The organism is Bacteroidota bacterium, from assembly GCA_016711505.1.
Lineage (GTDB): Bacteria > Bacteroidota > Bacteroidia > AKYH767-A > 2013-40CM-41-45 > JADKIH01.
In genome coordinates, this window is sequence record JADJSV010000019.1 from 45,256 (window position 1) to 63,429 (window position 18,174).

The 18,174-nt window shown below is 37.4% G+C and carries 13 protein-coding genes; 7 read left to right on the forward strand and 6 right to left on the reverse strand.

Going from position 1 to position 18,174, the window contains the following annotated elements; all coding sequences use genetic code 11:
* Window positions 1-21: 21 nt before the first annotated feature.
* Both IPL24_18400 and lpxK read right to left on the reverse strand, forming a co-directional pair.
* Window positions 22-1,419, reverse strand: a complete 1,398-nt coding sequence (locus IPL24_18400; protein ID MBK8365557.1) for a choice-of-anchor B family protein — start codon at window positions 1,417-1,419, stop codon at window positions 22-24.
* Window positions 1,420-1,534: 115 nt separating this feature from the next.
* The gene (gene lpxK, locus IPL24_18405) at window positions 1,535-2,581 is read right to left on the reverse strand and encodes a tetraacyldisaccharide 4'-kinase (protein ID MBK8365558.1); all 1,047 of its coding nucleotides are present in this window, start codon (window positions 2,579-2,581) and stop codon (window positions 1,535-1,537) included.
* Between the two features lie 87 nt (window positions 2,582-2,668).
* On the opposite strand from lpxK, the gene IPL24_18410 reads away from it, so the two are divergent.
* From IPL24_18410 to IPL24_18420, 3 genes are all read left to right on the forward strand, one after another.
* The gene (locus IPL24_18410) at window positions 2,669-3,766 is read left to right on the forward strand and encodes a Nif3-like dinuclear metal center hexameric protein (GenBank protein MBK8365559.1); all 1,098 of its coding nucleotides are present in this window, start codon (window positions 2,669-2,671) and stop codon (window positions 3,764-3,766) included.
* 216 nt (window positions 3,767-3,982) lie between these two features.
* The gene (locus IPL24_18415) at window positions 3,983-4,747 is read left to right on the forward strand and encodes a hypothetical protein (GenBank protein MBK8365560.1); all 765 of its coding nucleotides are present in this window, start codon (window positions 3,983-3,985) and stop codon (window positions 4,745-4,747) included.
* Window positions 4,748-4,888: 141 nt separating this feature from the next.
* The gene (locus IPL24_18420) at window positions 4,889-6,382 is read left to right on the forward strand and encodes a tetratricopeptide repeat protein (protein MBK8365561.1); all 1,494 of its coding nucleotides are present in this window, start codon (window positions 4,889-4,891) and stop codon (window positions 6,380-6,382) included.
* A 94-nt stretch (window positions 6,383-6,476) separates the two neighbouring features.
* Here the strand turns inward: IPL24_18420 and IPL24_18425 are convergent, their stop codons facing one another.
* Both IPL24_18425 and IPL24_18430 read right to left on the reverse strand, forming a co-directional pair.
* A complete protein-coding gene (locus IPL24_18425) occupies window positions 6,477-7,952 on the reverse strand; it encodes a hypothetical protein (protein MBK8365562.1) in 1,476 nt (491 codons plus the stop codon).
* Window positions 7,953-8,049: 97 nt separating this feature from the next.
* The gene (locus IPL24_18430) at window positions 8,050-9,843 is read right to left on the reverse strand and encodes a hypothetical protein (GenBank protein MBK8365563.1); all 1,794 of its coding nucleotides are present in this window, start codon (window positions 9,841-9,843) and stop codon (window positions 8,050-8,052) included.
* Between the two features lie 110 nt (window positions 9,844-9,953).
* On the opposite strand from IPL24_18430, the gene IPL24_18435 reads away from it, so the two are divergent.
* From IPL24_18435 to IPL24_18445, 3 genes are all read left to right on the forward strand, one after another.
* A complete protein-coding gene (locus tag IPL24_18435) occupies window positions 9,954-11,423 on the forward strand; it encodes a proline--tRNA ligase (GenBank protein ID MBK8365564.1) in 1,470 nt (489 codons plus the stop codon).
* A gap of 9 nt (window positions 11,424-11,432) precedes the next feature.
* On the forward strand, window positions 11,433-12,116 hold the full coding sequence (locus IPL24_18440; GenBank protein ID MBK8365565.1) for a hypothetical protein: 684 nt from the start codon (window positions 11,433-11,435) through the stop codon (window positions 12,114-12,116).
* A gap of 234 nt (window positions 12,117-12,350) precedes the next feature.
* A complete protein-coding gene (locus IPL24_18445; GenBank protein MBK8365566.1) occupies window positions 12,351-13,835 on the forward strand; it encodes a glycosyltransferase family 39 protein in 1,485 nt (494 codons plus the stop codon).
* 56 nt (window positions 13,836-13,891) lie between these two features.
* Here the strand turns inward: IPL24_18445 and IPL24_18450 are convergent, their stop codons facing one another.
* Window positions 13,892-14,722 (reverse strand): RNA-binding protein, encoded by an 831-nt coding sequence (locus tag IPL24_18450; GenBank protein MBK8365567.1) that lies wholly within the window; start codon window positions 14,720-14,722, stop codon window positions 13,892-13,894.
* Window positions 14,723-15,206: 484 nt separating this feature from the next.
* Between IPL24_18450 and IPL24_18455 the strand changes: the two genes are divergently transcribed.
* Window positions 15,207-16,814: a peptide chain release factor 3 gene (locus tag IPL24_18455; protein ID MBK8365568.1), complete on the forward strand. Its 1,608-nt coding sequence runs from the start codon at window positions 15,207-15,209 to the stop codon at window positions 16,812-16,814.
* Between the two features lie 22 nt (window positions 16,815-16,836).
* Here IPL24_18455 and IPL24_18460 read toward each other — a convergent pair whose 3' ends face one another.
* Window positions 16,837-18,162 (reverse strand): hypothetical protein, encoded by a 1,326-nt coding sequence (locus IPL24_18460; GenBank protein ID MBK8365569.1) that lies wholly within the window; start codon window positions 18,160-18,162, stop codon window positions 16,837-16,839.
* Between the last annotated feature and the right edge of the window lie 12 nt (window positions 18,163-18,174).

Genomic DNA, 18,174 nt, shown 5'->3' on the forward strand with positions numbered 1-18,174 from the left:
ATCCTGACTTTGAACTTTAATTTACTTATTTCCGATTGTCACAACCTTTGCACCACTGCTTTTCTGACCTTTTACAGAAACCGTATATACGCCTGCTGCGATATTGTCAAGAGCAACTTTGTTTACAGAATTTTTCTCTGCGATCTTTGTTGTTACAATTTTTCCGTTTGCATCGATAAGTGAAATGATTTGATCAGAGTCATTACCGGAAATAGATATGTTCAATTCGTTTATTGCGGGATTCGGGTACACAGTAAATCCTGCATCGGAACTAATTTCATTTATATTAGTTGGTAATCCTGAAACATCCAGAATAAATAATCCGAGTTGCATATCACTGGCTAAAATATTTCCACTTGGCAATTTTGTGTAAGCAGCCCAACATCCCTGATAAGCCGGTTGCGGATACGTTCCGGCCGCATTCTGTGGATGGGTATCGAAGTATCCTACTTCAACTGGTGTCTCTGGAATTGTAATATCATAAACATATAATCCGTCCTGATATGCTGCCATGTAAAGCAGATTGCCTTCTACATACGGATTGTGTGGAGTGCAACCCGGATTTGAATTCATTGTACTCAGAACTGTGGGGTTGCTGATATCACTTACGTCTACAATACTCCATGGCATACCATCAGGTACTTCATCGCACATATATAAGTACTGATGATCAGGAGAAAGCTCGCTGCTGTGATTGTATCTTTGTGTCGGAAAATTTGTTAATGAACCCAAATTGACAAATTGATTCAGCAATTCGTCAAATTTGAAAATATACAAGCCCTGATAACCACAGCTTGCATATACTGTATCATTGGAAACGAACATATCGTGAACATGATTCACTGATGGGAAGTCATCTGACAGACGTCTTATCAATGTCGGTAATTCCGGATTTGAAAGAGAATAGACATTCATACTTGAAAAACCACCCGGTCCGCCGGTAACTGATGCAACATAAAGTTTATTGCCTTCAATGAATAATGTATGTGCATTATTGAAAATAGAATCGCTGTCATAAAAAACATGTGCTGAGTCAGGCAATGTAGAAAGGTCAGCGATCTGTAAGCTGTTATTTCCACCATCATCACTGATTATGTAAAGATAATTTCCGAATGTTTTGTATTCATGCCAGATCGCATCCGTTTGACGATGTGGAATATAATCTGTTTGGATCGGATTCGTTGGATCAGTAACATCTAATATATATGTTCCCGCTGTCGATCCGATCACACCGTACTCATGAAGTGTAGTTGGATGTACCCATCCCCAGCAAGCCTGGTACCGGATTCCATATACAGGTTCAGCAGCAACAGTGGTGTCATCGAAATGTCCAAGTAAACCGATATTCTGAAATGTAAATTGTGCGTTTGATGCAAGACTGAACAGTAATGCAATTGTAAACAGAGGAATTTTTTTCATTTAATCTAAGGATGTAAGGATTTTATAATTATTGATTGTACGAAGATAACGATACTCGGCGAGAGTTTCAAATCGCTTGCAAAGTGCGATCTGAACTACAAATAACTTTTTCGATTTAATTCTTTTTAACATAGTCGTTGATCATTTTGTTGAATTTCTCTTCTTCCTGATGAATAAAAACTTCTATAGGAAGATAGAAAAAAGGAAGTTTCTGAATGGCAGGATCAATCTCCGGATCGCGTAAACGCATTGCATCTTTTTCAGTTGTTACTATGATCTTACTTTGATTAGCAATGTTATTAAATGTTTCAGTGATCTTCTCCAGATCCTTAGAATCAAATTCATGATGATCCGGAAAAATTAAAGTCTCCAGCTTATCTGTATGTCTGCGCAGATATTCAATCAATCCTGAAGGATTTGCAATTCCCGTAACCATCAGAATTGTGAATCGTTTTTCCATGTAATAACTTGCGCCCATGTGCATAGGGCTCTGCTGACCGAAAACTTTATTGAACTCACCATACTTCAGGTAAGAAAAAAACACTTGTTGATTTTCAGTTGGCTTAATTATTTCAAGAATATTTTTCTTTTCTATCGGAACAAGTATCGATGGCGACTTTGAAACAATGATTACATCCGCTCTGTTTCTCGATGAAAATTGTTCACGCAAATTTCCGGCAGGTAATAAATAATCTTCTTTGAAAATAAATTCATATTCAAGAAGCAGAATATTTAATCCCGGTTTGACAGAACGATGTTGAAAGGCATCATCCATCAATATCACTTGCGGTTTTTGAATGGAATGGATGAGGTTTTCTATAGCTTCGGTTCTTTTTTCAGCAACATTCACAGAAATTTCCGGGAACTTGGTGAAGTACTGCATTGGTTCGTCACCGATTTCCTTTGTATTGCAATTGCCTTTAGCGTGAATATAACCTTTAGTATTCCTGCCATAACCTCTGCTTATTGTAGCAACTTTATAGCTTTTTCTCAAAAGTCGGATGAGGTATTCGATATGAGGCGTCTTTCCTGTCCCACCGGTGGTCAGATTTCCGACTGCAATTATTGGCGTAGAATAGGCAGTTGATTTCAAAATGCCCTTGTCAAACATGAAATTACGCACTCTTATGATAAAACCATAGAGTGGCGAAAAGGGTAACAATAGCTTTCTCCAATTTTGCACAGCGGCAAATTACAAAAATTCGAATGATTGCAATTTTTTGTAGTATTGAGGATTGAAATAAAAAGCATGACTACAATTAAAGAAATTACCAATTACCTGGAAACCATTGCGCCATTAGCGTTTCAGGAGTCTTATGACAATTGCGGACTGATTGTTGGCGATCCGGCGATGGAAGTTACAGGGATTACAATCTGCCTGGATAGTACGGAAGAGGTAATTCTGGATGCAAAAAAGAATGGATGTAATCTGGTTATAGCGCATCATCCAATTGTTTTTTCAGGGCTTAAAAAGTTGAATGGGAAAAATTATATTGAAAGAACAGTCATTTCTGCTATAAAGAATGACGTTGCAATTTATGCAGCCCATACCAATATGGACAATATTATGGGCGGCGTAAATCAGATGATCGCTGATAAAATTGGTTTGAAAAATGTTAAGATTCTGGCTCCAAAACAAGAAATTTTGAAGAAATTAGTTGTTTTTGTTCCGGTTGAACATGCTGAAAAACTCAGGAGATCACTCTTTGAAGCCGGTGCCGGAACGATTGGAAATTATGATCAATGCAGTTTTAACCTCGAAGGAACCGGTACTTTTCGGCCCGGTCCGGAGGCAAGTCCTTTTGAAGGGAAAATAGGAGAAAGATCTGATGTCACAGAAGTTCGTATAGAGGTCATTTTTGAAGCTCAAAAGGAAAAGTCAATGATATCTGCCATAAGAAGTGCACATCCTTATGAAGAAGTTGCATTCGACATTTACGCATTAAGCAATGAATATCAAAACGTTGGAAGTGGAATCATAGGAGAACTTCCGCAAAGTATGGATGAAATGTCGTTTCTTAAACATGTAAAAACGACTATGAAAGCAGGAATTGTAAAATATACGGCACTAACCGGAAAGGCTGTAAACAGGGTTGCAATTTGCGGCGGGTCAGGAAGCTTCTTGTTAAATGATGCGTTATACGCTGATGCTCAAGTATTTATAACGTCAGATTACAAATATCATCAGTTTTTTGATGCAGAAGGAAAAATAGTAATTGCCGACATCGGGCATTTTGAAAGTGAACAGTACACAATGGACCTTTTTAAGTCGTTAATTCTGAAAAAATTTCTTAAATTTGCCGTCCGTTTAACGGAGGTTAAAACGAATCCGGTCAATTACCTTTAAAAGTAGTGATTAAATTCGAATCAAAATCCGTGAAGCAGGAAAATTTTTCAGAAGATGGACTTCTGAATTTGACAAACTAAAAACAATTATCACAACGTGAGCCTATCAAAAATAGCTAAAGCGAAGATCAAACAAAAAGAGCAGGTAGCATTCAAGCCTCGTAAAATTGAAAAGATCATCGATGTAAACCGTCTTGAAAAAAAGCTGGAAGAAATTATGGCATTGGATCATAATGAATTTTCAGTTGAGGAACGTTTGAAAGCTTTGTATGTGTTACAGGAAATTGATTCCAACATCGACAAGATCCGTACTATCCGTGGTGAATTACCAATGGAGGTTGCTGACTTAGAAGATGAAATCGTTGGATTGAACACTCGTATCTCAAACATTAACGAAGAGATTACAAATCTTACTGATCAGGTAAATAAGAAGAAACAATCTGCTAAAGATTCTAAGGAGCAGATCAAAAAATACGAAGCTCAGCAGGATAAAGTAAAAAATAACCGTGAGTTTGATTCATTGAATAAAGAGATCGAATTTCAGAATCTTGAAATTCAGTTATCAGAAAAACGTTCGAAGGAATTTGCAATTGAAGTTAGCAATAAGAATTTAATTCTAGAAGAAACTCAAAGTATCCTTAACGACCGTGAGTCAGTATTGAAGTTAAAGCAAACTGAATTGGCGAGTATCGTTGAAGAGACAAAGAAAGAAGAAGATCAGTTAGTGAAAATTGCGGCTAAAGCGCGTACAATCATCGATGAGCGTTTACTTGCGGCCTACACTCGTGTTCGCACAAATGCAAGAAACGGTCTGGGTGTTGTTGCTATCCAGCGTGATGCATGTGGTGGATGTTTCAACAAGATCCCGCCTCAGCGCCAATTGGATATTCGTCAGCATAAAAAAGTGATCGTTTGCGAACATTGCGGACGTATCCTTGTTGATCCAAAGATCGCTGATGAAGAAGCAGTAGTTGCTGAATAATTTTCACAATAAAATACAGAAAAAGGATTTCATTTTAATGAAGTCCTTTTTTTTTGAGTAATGTTTTTTACTTTGTGATGAATTCCACATTCAGGAATTGCAACGATAGATTTGTACAATTAAATTCATTACATAATGAGAGTGTGGATTATCCTGGTATTTTTAATTCTGGCATCAAAATTAAGTAGTGCTTACTATGAATTCGACGATAATCTAAAGTCCGCATATACTTCGATCATTTCTCTTGATTTCGAAAAGTCGAATTTGCTACTTATTCAGGAGAAAAAAGAAAAACCGGGAAATGATCTGGTCGTCCTTTATTCCAATTACATCGACTTTCTGAAAGCATTTATTTCAGAGGAAGAAATATATTTTAATTCTTTCAAAAAGAGATCCGGGGAAAACCTGAAGGTACTTGAAAAAAAAGAAGAGAATCTCACATCACCTTTTCACCAGTATGCAAAAGCGGAGATCCTTATTCAACAAGCATTGGTGAAAGTAAAATTCCGTGAATACGTTTCAGCTGCTACAGATATAAGAAAAGCGTATCGCCTGATTGAAAAAAATAAGATCTCGCATCCATCATTTCTTCTGAACAGTAAACTGTCAGGATTTCTGGATGTAGTCATTGGTGCAGTCCCACGTGAGTATCATTGGCTTGTTGAGATAGCAGGAATGGAAGGTTCCGTTGCGCAAGGTACCGGTGATCTGAAATCGCTTTTCAAGGCACTGGAAAAAACAGAGTATAGTTGCTACAGAGAAGAGTTGCTTTTTTATCTGAGTAATTTATATACAACTTTTAATTCTGGTGAAGGTGACCTGATAGAATGTATGCTCTATATCAGACCTTATTCTGAAAATAGCACACTGATGCGTTTTTGTACTGCAACAATACTTATGAAGCTTGGTCGTAATGACGATGCATATTCATTTCTCAAAGACCCTCAGAATTACATGCATGGATTTCCAATTGATTTCATGTACTACAAACTTGGCATGAGCAAACTCCGGATGCTCGACCTTTCCGCTTCAAGAGATTTCGAGGAATTTATCAAACGTTTCAAAGGCCAGAATTATCTTAAGTCTTCATATCAGAAACTTGCATGGATAGAATCACTGAATAATAATTCCCAGGGTTATTACAGCTATATGGCAAAGTGCAGAACGCTCGGAACAGCATTCATCGATGAAGACAAGGCAGCACAGAGTGAATCTGCTGAAGTGGAGATGGGTAACCGGATTTTATTGCGTTCAAGATTATTGTTTGATGGTGGTTACTATATTAAAGCGCAACAGGAACTTGCCGGTGTTTCTGTCGACAGCTTTCCAAAATATAAAGATCAGTTGGAAGTTACTTACCGGCTGGCAAGAATTTATCAGAAGACAGGGCAGGAGGAGAAAGCGATCGATCTTTATCAGAAGACTATTGACAATGGGTCAGCGGCAACTTTTTATTTTGCAGCCAACAGTGCATTGATGATGGGAATTTTATATGAAGAAAGAAAAGACCTTGATAAAGCAGAAAGTTATTTTAAAAAATGTTTATCAATGGAACGTCACCAATATCAAAACAGCATTGATCAAAAAGCGCAAGCGGGGTTGGATAGGATTAAGTTACTTCGTAATCCTGAATAGCCAGAGGGATTCAAAGTTCAAGGTTCAAAGTTCAAAGTTCAAAGTTGGCTTCGTAGTATGACTACGGAGCCAACTTTGAACTTTGAACTTTGAACTAAAATTTAAACCCACAAGTAATCACAAAATTATGTGTAGTCACATCATTCGTAACACCGGGTACGCTTTCTAAGGCCAGAGAATAGGGTTGAAAATATTGATTGCTTTGTGAATATAAATATCCAAGATCAAGGAAGAAGTTTTTCTCTTTCATTCCAATACCTGCAGAGTAACCGATTTTACTGTAATCACTTCCACTGAAAGTGTATGTCGACTTAATCGGTGATGTTGTATAGTTCACACCACCGCGAAAACTTAGGTTCAGATATTTCCATTCAGTGCCCACACGGAAAGTATGAGTCACATCGTATTTCGCCTGAACTAATTTATTTTCGTCGAAGAAACCATAATTTGTAGAATTGAAACGCGTAGAGCTATAGTCATTCATTTCATAATCGATACCAAGTATTCCCATATTTTCGAATATAAATCCGAAACTTCCGATTGCCTTAAATGGAGTTGTCATTTCATAATCGAAAGAACCATCTTCTGATTCTGCAGTATAGGTTTGTCCGTCTATGAATCTGCTGGTCATGAAATTTTTATAATCATCATGCATCGCATACCAGGTTGGAGTATGAATAGCCAGACCGAATCTGAAAAAATCTGCAGGGCGGTAGATCAAACCGAATTTAAAGTTTATGCCGGATCCTTCTGTCGTTAAGTTTTGTTTAAAGTCGTAACTTTTAAGTGAATCAATCACATTTGAATTAGTGATCTCTTCGTAAGTTGATTCTTCTGAATAACGGATAGAATTAATACCAAGTGTAGCACCTATATAAAGTTTGTTGTTGTAATTCCCGCCGAAAGTAAATACTGTTTCACCTTTCGAACCACGACCTTCCTTCGAATAACGTTGTGTCTGACCGTACTCTGTTATTGCCGGAGAGTATTGCGTTGTTGCAGTGTCGTTATCCGGGTTAATCAGATAAGTGTAATATGCAAGATATTCATAGAAACTATTCAGTGAACTATAATCCTGACTTCCTGCTGTTTCAGCAAAGTAATCAAGCATAGAGTTATCAGGGTTTTTTCCTTCAAAATTTACTCTCGTATGAAAGTTATCCTGGCGGTTATAACCAAAGCCAAAGTTCCAGCTTTTCCAGCCTTCGCTTCCTTCATCTTTTCTTAGTTTATTAGTAAGAACCAAACCGGCATTACCGAAATTAAAATTGAATTTATTTTCACTTGTTTGATTACCGAGAAAAGTTGATTTCGTATTGGCTGCATATATTGAAGGGGTGAAAGTAACTTCTGAACCTCTATAGATTCCTATCCCTGCTGGATTAGTCGATAGTCCTGAAAAATCTCCACCTAATGCACCGAAAGCACCTGACATCGAAGTATAACGTGCAGTTCCGGTGATAGAAGTTCCTGAATATCTGAATGCATCAGCATCAGTTTGCGCATTTGATTTAGTATGCGAAAATATAACTGCTGAAAGTATAATTATTGTCTGAAATATTTTTTTCATAATCTGATTCTTAAGCTTGAATAAAAAAAGCCCGCATGTAGTATAGTTCTCTCTCTTTTTCCATGCGGGCTGAACACTTTGGGATTAATAAATATTATTATCGTCTTTTATTGCCACCACTATTGTTGTTATTATTATTCCCACGTGATGGAGCAGGACTTGATGGAGCAGAATTTGAAGGTGATGAACGCTGAAAGTCATTTGATTTTTCCTGCTTGTACTGTTTAGGTTCATTACGAGGCTGGAAGATCGGTGTTCTTGACTCATTACGCGGAGTAGTGTTCATTTCCTGTTGAGGTTGTTTAATACTCTCACGTGATGGCTCCTGATTTGGCGTGAAGCTATTACGGGAATTATCTTTATTCTGGTCTGAATTGTTTTTTGGTTGAACATAATCAGGACGAGAATTGATATTATTATTTCTTGGATCACCATTTTGATTATTATTTTGAAAGTTATTCTGACGTGGATTAGTTTCCGGACGAGAATTATTATTCTGATTTTGCTGTATACTGTTCTGACGTGGATTAGACGGCTGAACATTATTCTGACGCGGTGTCGTTTGCTGATTGTATTGACGTGGCGGTGTAGTATTTTTTATTTCACCATTGTTATTACGTGGAGTAGTGGGCTGCGTTCCTGGACGAACATTCTGATTTTTACTGTCGTTGTTAGCAGGCTTTTCTCCGGTATTTGGTTTACTTAATCCACCGCGATCATTTGTGTTTTTAATGTCGTCATTCTTTGCAGGATTACTTAATGAACCACGGTCATCATTTTTTACATCACCTGAATTTCCGGGTTTGCTTAAGCTACCTCTGTCGTCAGAATTTTGAACACCTGGTTTAGATGGTCTTGTCTGAGCCGGATTGTTATCACGTGATGGAGTAGAAGTAGCATTATCGCCTTTTCCAATTTGTGGATTACTAAGTTCGCCTCTAGGTTGTGTAGTTTTTCCGGGACGATCAAGAGAAGTTCCACGAACATCCGGTTCTTTAGTTCCAGTTCTTGGAATTTTTCCCTGAGCTACTGCAGTTTCGAATTTCTGACCTATAGAACCAACTGCACGACCGGAACCACCACGAGGCGTATTTCCACCTACAGAACCACGTGGACCATAGTAATGACTATTGTCATCAAAAGAGTTGTAATAGTATGGGTTTGTATTTCCGGCATAGTAGCCATTCCAATAGCCATCATTATAACCATTGTAGTAGCCGTTGTTATATCCATGATGATAACCTCCATATCCACCACCATACCAACCGGAATTCCAGTATGGATTATATCCGTAGTAAGAAGAATATCCATAACCGAAACCTCCGCCATAGCAGAAAGGTTGTGAGTAATAGTAAGTTGGAGCCCACCAGTTATAACCAAGATATATACTTACGCCCCATGAATTTGGAGAATAGTCATACCAGTATGAATTTGTATAGAATGGATCGTAATATCCATAACCAACTGCGGGAGTGTAGTAACGACGGATTCGTGAAGAATATTCGTAATCGTAATAATCGTCGTAATAGTTATTGGTAACATAAGTGTTACCTTGTCCGTCAGTACTCTGTGTAGAATTCGAGTATTGATCTGAAGGAGCGCTATATTCATTCGATGAATTATAGCTATCATTAGAATTCTGATTTGAACCTTGGTTCTGATCAGTATTCTGGTTCGATTGATTATCCTGATTGTAATTACTGTTGTTGCTGCTATAATCATTAGCAGGGGCAGCAGGAGTTGCAGGATAAGTTTGCTGAGCCGGAGCCGGATTGTTTTTAGATGAATAATAAACATCATCCTGAGCTGTAGAACCTGCCTGATAAGTTGATGTACATGCAGAAGCCGATAAGATGATGGCAATTCCGATTAGTGATTTGAGATTTTTCATTTGGGGTTCCCCTTTCGCTCTTTAGACTATTATTATTAGAGTAATTTTAATGCAAATTTTAATTATTACTTTTGTTACCCACGATTTACAAACACCGTACCAAAAACTATATGAGTAAAGCACTTCCAACCCGAGCAGACAATTATTCCCAATGGTATCAAGACCTTGTAGTTAAAGCAGATCTGGCAGAAAATTCTGCTGTTCGGGGTTGTATGGTCATTAAGCCATATGGTTACGCTATCTGGGAAAAGATGCAGGCGATTCTGGATAAAATGTTCAAGGATACAGGCCATTCTAACGCATATTTCCCGCTTTTTATTCCAAAATCATTCTTTGCCAAGGAAGCTTCTCACGTTGATGGCTTTGCCAAAGAATGTGCCGTAGTTACCCATTATCGGTTAAAAAATGATGGAAAAGGCGGAATTATGGTCGATCCGGATGCCAAACTGGAGGAGGAGCTGATCGTCAGACCGACTTCCGAAACGATTATCTGGAATACTTATCGTGGCTGGATCGAATCGTACCGTGATTTACCTATTCTGGTTAATCAATGGGCAAATGTTGTCCGTTGGGAAATGAGAACGCGGTTGTTTTTAAGAACTACTGAATTTCTTTGGCAGGAAGGGCATACAGCTCATGCAACTGCTGAAGAAGCGGTGGAAGAAACTCGGAAAATGCTTGAAGTATACGCAGATTTTGCTGAGAACACCCTGGCAATACCTGTTTTGAAAGGAGTAAAAACAGCGAATGAAAGATTTGCAGGTGCACTCGATACATATTGTATAGAAGCAATGATGCAGGATGGAAAAGCACTGCAGGCCGGGACCTCGCATTTCCTTGGACAGAATTTTGCAAAAGCATTTGATGTGCAGTTTACAAATCGCGAAGGTAAAAAGGAATTTGTATGGGCAACTTCATGGGGTGTTTCTACCCGTTTGATGGGTGCTTTGATAATGGCGCATAGTGATGATGAAGGATTAGTACTTCCACCAAAACTGGCGCCGATTCAGGTTGTAATCGTTCCGATCTATAAAGGCGAAGAACAACTTAAACTGATCACAGAGAAAGTTGATAAGATCATTGCTGAATTAAAAGCAAAAAATATTTCTGTTAAATACGATGACAGAGATACACATAAGCCGGGTTGGAAATTTTCTGAATATGAATTGAAAGGAATTCCGGTTCGGATCGCAATTGGGCCGCGTGATCTTGAAAATGGAACTGCTGAAGTTGCCCGTCGTGATACGAAGGAAAAATCTGTAATGCAGATTACCGATCTTGCAATAAAGATCGAACATTTGCTTGAACAGATCCAGGATAATATATATCGTCGTGCTTCCGATTTCAGAGAAAGTCATACATACAAAGCGGATTCATACGATGAGTTCAAATCAAGACTGGATGATGGTGGATTCGTACTTGCACATTGGGATGGAACATCTGAAACAGAAGAAAAAATAAAGGAAGAGACGAAAGCAACGATCCGTTGTATTCCGATCGATAACAAACTGGAAGCCGGTAAGTGTATCTTTTCCGGAAATCCTTCGACGCAAAGAGTAGTCTTCGCAAGGTCTTACTAAAATATTGAAATGGCAGAAGGTAAGTATGATAAAATTGTTGAGTTACTGAAAAAAAAGGTAACACTGAAGCAAGAAGTTTATTCGAAGACAAGAGATGTATTTGAAGAACTTCGCACTATGCTTATGGAAATCAGCAGTGATCTTACTAATCGTGTCAAAAATTTTGGTGGCGATCTGACGGTCACATTCAAAGACGCCAGTGAGTTTGAAGTTGAATTCACTCTTGCAGATGAGACATTATTATTTGTTATGCACACCAATATTTTTACTTTCGACAGTACGCATGAAGTATGGAAGTCGCAGTATGTCCAGCAGAATAAGGATAATGCCTATTGCGGAAAAATATTTATATACAATTTTTTAAGTGATAGCTTTAAATATAACAGGACAAATGATGTAGGATATCTTGTCGGTAGAATTTTCATTAATAAAGACAAACATTTTTTTGTAGAAGGAAAAAAACAATTAAGCTACCTCTATAATGATTTCTCAACTTCGGTAATAGACTCAGAATGTCTGATGAAAATAATTGAATCAGCAATTCTATACAGTCTCGATTTTGATCCATTTACTCCGCCATTTGAACAACAGGGGCAGATCAGTGTAGGCGAAGTGATAAATGCAAATTTACAATCCAGGATCACGACAGGAAAACGGTTGGGATTTAAGTTTCAGTCGGATAGTAATTTTTGAATCTCTTTGCTATGCAATAGTAACGAAAGCCAAGTTTACCGACTAAAGTTTAATCTGAAATAAAAATTTAATATATTGTTTAACTTTTAAGAGGTTGAATTCTGAATTTAGTATAAACGATAAATTCATGACAAATTTCAGCTACAATTAATATCTATTTTTAAATTTGACCCTGAGTTTCAAATTCATTAAGTGAATAATTTATATGAATAACAAATTAAATTGTATGTGCAAATGACTGAATTTTTCAAAAAGAACTTCAAGTATATTTTCTTCGCTGGTCTTGTTTGTATTCCGCTCTTTAGTCATTTAGGTTCAGTGCCAATTCAATTGTGGGACGAGGCGCGTCTTAACTTGAATGCATATGAAATGCATCTTAAAAAAGATTTTATAGTCACATATTATGGTGGCGAACCGGATCTCTGGAATACAAAGCCGCCATTTTTAATTTGGTGTCAGGCGTTATTAATGGATGTTGTGGGACCCAATGAACTTGCAATGAGATTGCCATCAGCCTTTGCAGCTTTACTTACCTGCATAGCACTGCTGATCTTTTCGATACGATACCTGAAAAACTTCTGGATAGGTTTTATTGCGGCCATTATTTTAGTTACTGCTCCGGGATATGTCTCATACCACGGAACCAGAACCGGAGATTATGATGCAATGCTGACTTTATTCACAACACTTTCTTGTCTCTTCTATTTTGCCTACTCAGAGACTAGGAAGAATAAATATTTGTATTATTTCTTTCTGAGTTTGGCATTTGGTGTTCTTACGAAATCTGTAGCAGCACTTTTCTTTGCACCTGCAATCGTAATTTTCGCCTTGATGCAGAAACAGGTTGTGCAGCTACTGAGGAACAAACATTTTTATTTCGGTTTAGGGATGTTTTTGTTTTTAACGATTGGTTATTATTTGATTCGTGAAATGGCAGCTCCAGGATATCTGAGCGCCGTTTTTATGAATGAGTTGGGTGGTCGGTTTTTGACTGTTATTGAAAACCATAAGGAAGATGGATGGTATTTTTATGATAATTTTATCAGAGGTCGCTTTTCACCTTGGTATTTGCTTTTGCCTTTAGGTTTTCTGACAGGTTTCTGGAGTACAGATGAGAAAATACAAAGAGTTACGAAGTATTTTGGAATATTAACTGTTATTTACTTTGTTGTGATCACATTTTCCAAAACAAAACTCGAATGGTATGACTTGCCATTGTATCCGATGATTTCTTTTATAACAGCATTGTTTGTACACTGGATTTTTGAGCTCTTAGGCAAAATGGAAGTGGTCAATAAATCTATACGGTATAATTTTTTACCATTTGCTTTTCTTTTTCTTATTCTGTTAAATCCATACCGGGCTATACTTGACAAAGTATATCTTCCCAAATTTGAAAAAGGCTCCAGTGAAGAAAATTTCTATGAACTTGGTTATTATATCCGTGATGCACTCAGAGGAAAACATGATTTGAAAAATTATGAAATTCTTCAGGAAGATCTGAACACTCATTTGCGAGTGTATGTTGAAATTATGAATTCAAATGGACAAAATATTAAATTCATTCAGAGCAAAGAAATACTTGCGAACACATTAGTAGTGGTTCAGAATCAAAGGTTGAAAGATTACTTAAGAAATAATTTTAACATAGAGGAATTAGAAGCAACGGGCAGAGTTGTAAAATATAAAGTTAATGAAGCGATTAGCAATAAGAATTGAGTCAGACTGAGTGGAGGAACTAATTATGCAATTTGAAAACTTAAAAAATTTATATTTTAATCTGTTGCAATTAACTTGATCTCATAATCGCTTACGGTAATGATCCGGTCTTTATATAAGCCGCCAATCGTTCTTTTGAAATTCTTTTTACTCATCTTTAGTTTGCTGTAAATAGATTCAGCCGGACTTTTATCTCCCAGATCAAGAATTCCATTATTGATCTTCAGCTGATGAAGTATGACCAGTTTGTGATCTTCAATATGATGATAACCTATAGGCTGCAGACTAACATCGATCTTTCCATCGAAACGAATGTTTTTAATATAAGCCCGGCTTATATCACCCGGTCTGACATCTCCGAAAATTTCATTCTTGAAAATCAGTCCTTCAAATTTATTTTCTATAATTACTTTAAAGCCCAGATCGGTTTGTTCAGCTACTAAGATCTGAACTTCATCATCAACTTCAAGGTCATGATCTTTTTCAATATACTGACCCCATTTTGTCGTTGCAGTGATCCGTTCGGAATGGTCATCAATAAATAAATGCACTAAATATTGTTTGCCGATCTCCATGTCTACTCGTTGTTCAGCATAGGGAACAAAAACATCTTTTGCAATTCCCCAATCCATAAAAGCTCCATGTGAATTGACATCTTTTACAGTCATAAACACAAAATCACCGACGCACGCAAACGGCTGAAGTGTAGTGGCAATAGGCCTGTTATCATTGTCCAGATACACAAAGACATTGATCTGGTCATCAACTTTTGGGTTGCCCTTTACATATTTTTTTGGCAATAGCACATCCGTTTCTCCATCCGTCAGATAAAGACCTATCATTGCCATGCTTTTAACCGTTAAATCGTTGTACTTGCCAATTTCCATTTTACTTATTTGAGCGGCAAAGGTAGTCTTTTCAGTCTATTTATTCCCCGCAGTCAGGCAAACTCAATAATCCCTAATAAGTATATGGATGTTTGAATTGACAGGCCCGTTAGGGCCTTACTTTTGGTAATATACAGACTACACGGGAAGGTCAAGCACCTTTAGGGGCGAACTCTTTAAAAACAATGCATGTGTCCATTAATTCAAATGCGTAAAAGTTCCAATCTATAGTGATTGCATTCGGCTTATTTCTGATGTACAATTTTGTTTTCCTTGTCGAAAAAAGCTGTGTGTTTATGGAGTTCGCCCCTAAAGGGGCTCAACACTCTTGTATGGTTCAAAAGTTACCAAAAGTATGGCCCTAACGGGCCGGACAATCTTTAAAACTAACAACGAATAATTCATTCGCTTTAACCAAGTGAAACCTGAAATCAAAGAAAACTGCAAAAATATCCCTACTTTCGCGCCCTAAAGTCAGTACACTATGGAGTTGGAAAAGGAAATATCCAAACGCAGGACATTTGCAATTATATCTCACCCCGATGCCGGGAAAACCACTTTAACTGAAAAATTATTGCTTTTTGGAGGTGCGATCAATACGGCAGGGGCTGTAAAGAGCAATAAAATCCGTAAGACAGCGACTTCGGATTTTATGGAGATAGAAAAGCAAAGAGGGATTTCTGTTGCAACTTCCGTGATGGGATTTGATTATGCAGGAAAGCGGGTGAACATTCTTGATACTCCCGGTCACAAGGATTTCGCGGAGGATACATACAGAACTTTGACAGCAGTCGATTCAGTTATACTTGTAGTTGATTGTATAAAAGGAGTAGAGGAGCAGACAGAAAAACTGATGGCAGTTTGTCGGATGCGCAGTACACCGGTGATCATTTTTATAAACAAAATGGATCGTGAAGGAAAAGATCCGTTTGATCTGCTTGATGAACTGCAGGATAAATTAAAGATTCACGTCCGTCCATTGACATGGCCAATCAGTCAGGGTGAATCATTTCAGGGAGTTTACAATTTGTATAAACGTGAACTGAATTTGTTTGAGCCAAACAAGACTGGAATTTCTGAAAACAAAGCTAAGATCGTTGAACTGGAAGACGACTCTCTTGAAAAGTTTGTTGCAAAAAAGTATGTAGATAAATTACGTGAGGATGTTCATCTTGTTGAAGGTGTATTTGAACCATTCAATCAGGAACTTTATCGCGATGGACTGATAGCTCCGGTTTTTTTCGGAAGTGCTGTAAATAATTTTGGTGTATTGGAATTGCTTGAAACTTTTTTGGAGATAGCGCCACAGCCATCAGCCCGTGAAGCAGAAGAGAGAATTGTTCACTCAGAAGAGAATAAGTTTTCAGGATTTGTGTTCAAGATCCATGCAAACCTTGATCCGAATCATCGCGACAGAATTGCTTTCTTAAGAATCTGTTCAGGACGATTTGAAAGAAATAAATTTTTCTTCCATACGCGTCTGGATAAAAAAGTCCGCTTTACGAATCCAACGAGTTTCATGGCAAATGAAAAGACATTGATTGAGGAGGCATATCCCGGTGATGTAATAGGATTGTATGACAACGGAATTTTCAAGATCGGAGATACACTTTCAGAAGGGGAAATGTTGCATTATAAAGGCATCCCAAGTTTCTCACCTGAGATCTTTAAGGAAGTAGAAAATCGTGATCCATTCAAAGCAAAGCAACTTGAAAAAGGAATCCAGCAGTTAACAGAGGAAGGAGTAGCGCAGTTGTTTACACAACAGCCCGGTAACCGGAAAATAATTGGTACTGTTGGAGAACTTCAATTTGACGTGATCAAATTCCGTCTCGAACATGAGTATGGTGCAAAATGTGAATTCAGGTCACTTAGTTTTTCAAAAGCATATTGGATTACCGGTGATACTGAAGCGCAGTTGAATCATTTTATCAGCAGTCGTAATTCCGCAATTGCTTACGACAAAGAAGAAAACCCTGTTTACCTTTCAGAAAACGAATGGATGCTGAAGATGATCAAAAACAGTTTTAATGCCATCCACTTCCACACCACATCTGAATTCAGGAATCGGAAGTCGGAAGTTATTTTGTAGTTTTTTTTAAATCCGGTATTCGTTATGAGTTATTCATTTTTTTGTGTTGTGTAAACAGCCCTACAATAGTTTGTGCCAAAAGTAAGAGGATAATAAGTCTGAGAGGAATTGTATACTTTGCCTGAAGTGAAAAGAACAAGTGTAATACTCCGAAATAAATTATCAGGATTATCACGGTTTGTGAATGTACCCAGGAAAGTTTTTTTCTGTAGAACGCAAGTGGAATTAAGATCAAAGAAGCTAAGAAGAATATGATCGTTATAATGCGAAAATAATTTGCAGGAAATATTTTATTAAGTTCTGAGCTTTTCAGATCGGTAAGTTGCATTTCATTGAGCCATAATCTGAGCATAGTACTTGCTTTCGATTTTAATGTGTTTGCCGGCTCTTCTCTTAATTGATTTAATGTTTGTTGTTTGAGAAGCTTTTCTTTAGCTAAAGTATATTTTGCATTATAAGTCTTTTGGAATCCGTTATAGGTATTCATCTCGGCAAGATTGATTTTATCATCATCCGATAAATACTGCGCACAGGCCGAGTCAATATAATCTGATTCTTTGCTATGATCAATGATGTTGTTTTGTGCCTGATTAAGTGAGGAGAATAATGAGATCTTATCGCCACCGGCACTTTCAATTGGTGTAAGACTGATCACATCGTGATTTTTCAGATTCCATATTGCATAAGGCAAAATTGTAAGTAGATAAATTATGACCATGGAAAGAGCAAGTCCAAAAGAAAGTTTATTTCTTTTTGTCGCAATCGATATGGCAAAAAGTATCAGTGGGAAAAATAAAAAAACCGGGCCTACCAGAAAGATAACTCCGCTTAGTAGCCCCATAAAGGTTATTTTCCATTCCGGCTTTATAGGCTTCGAGTCAATAAAAATATACAATGTCAGCAGGAAAGTCATCAAAGCTTCCGGTTGAATTGCAACAGTAAAAATTGCAAGTTGTACATATGGAAGCAAGAGTAAAAGAAAAATATTTCTGAGCTTGTAGCTGCTGTCGTAATTTGAAGCGACATTCAGGATCATTAAAACTGATAATCCATACATCACGAATTGAATAGCTTTAATAAAGTAGATACTGCTGGAAATCTTTTCTATTAAAAAAAGAAAAACAGGATATCCCGGTGTTCTGATGGTATCCGGAATGTAGTTTGGCAGAAACCACCATTGTGAGAAACGACCATACTCTAATCCCTGGGCATAACTAAGATAATGTTTCTCTTCACCACTCGTCAGATCACGAAAAAAGTAGAATAACAAACAGGAAAGTATTCCATTCAGAAGTAATAGATTTTTATAAGTAGATCTTGAATTAATAATTTGGGAGAGGAAGTTCATCATATCTTGTTT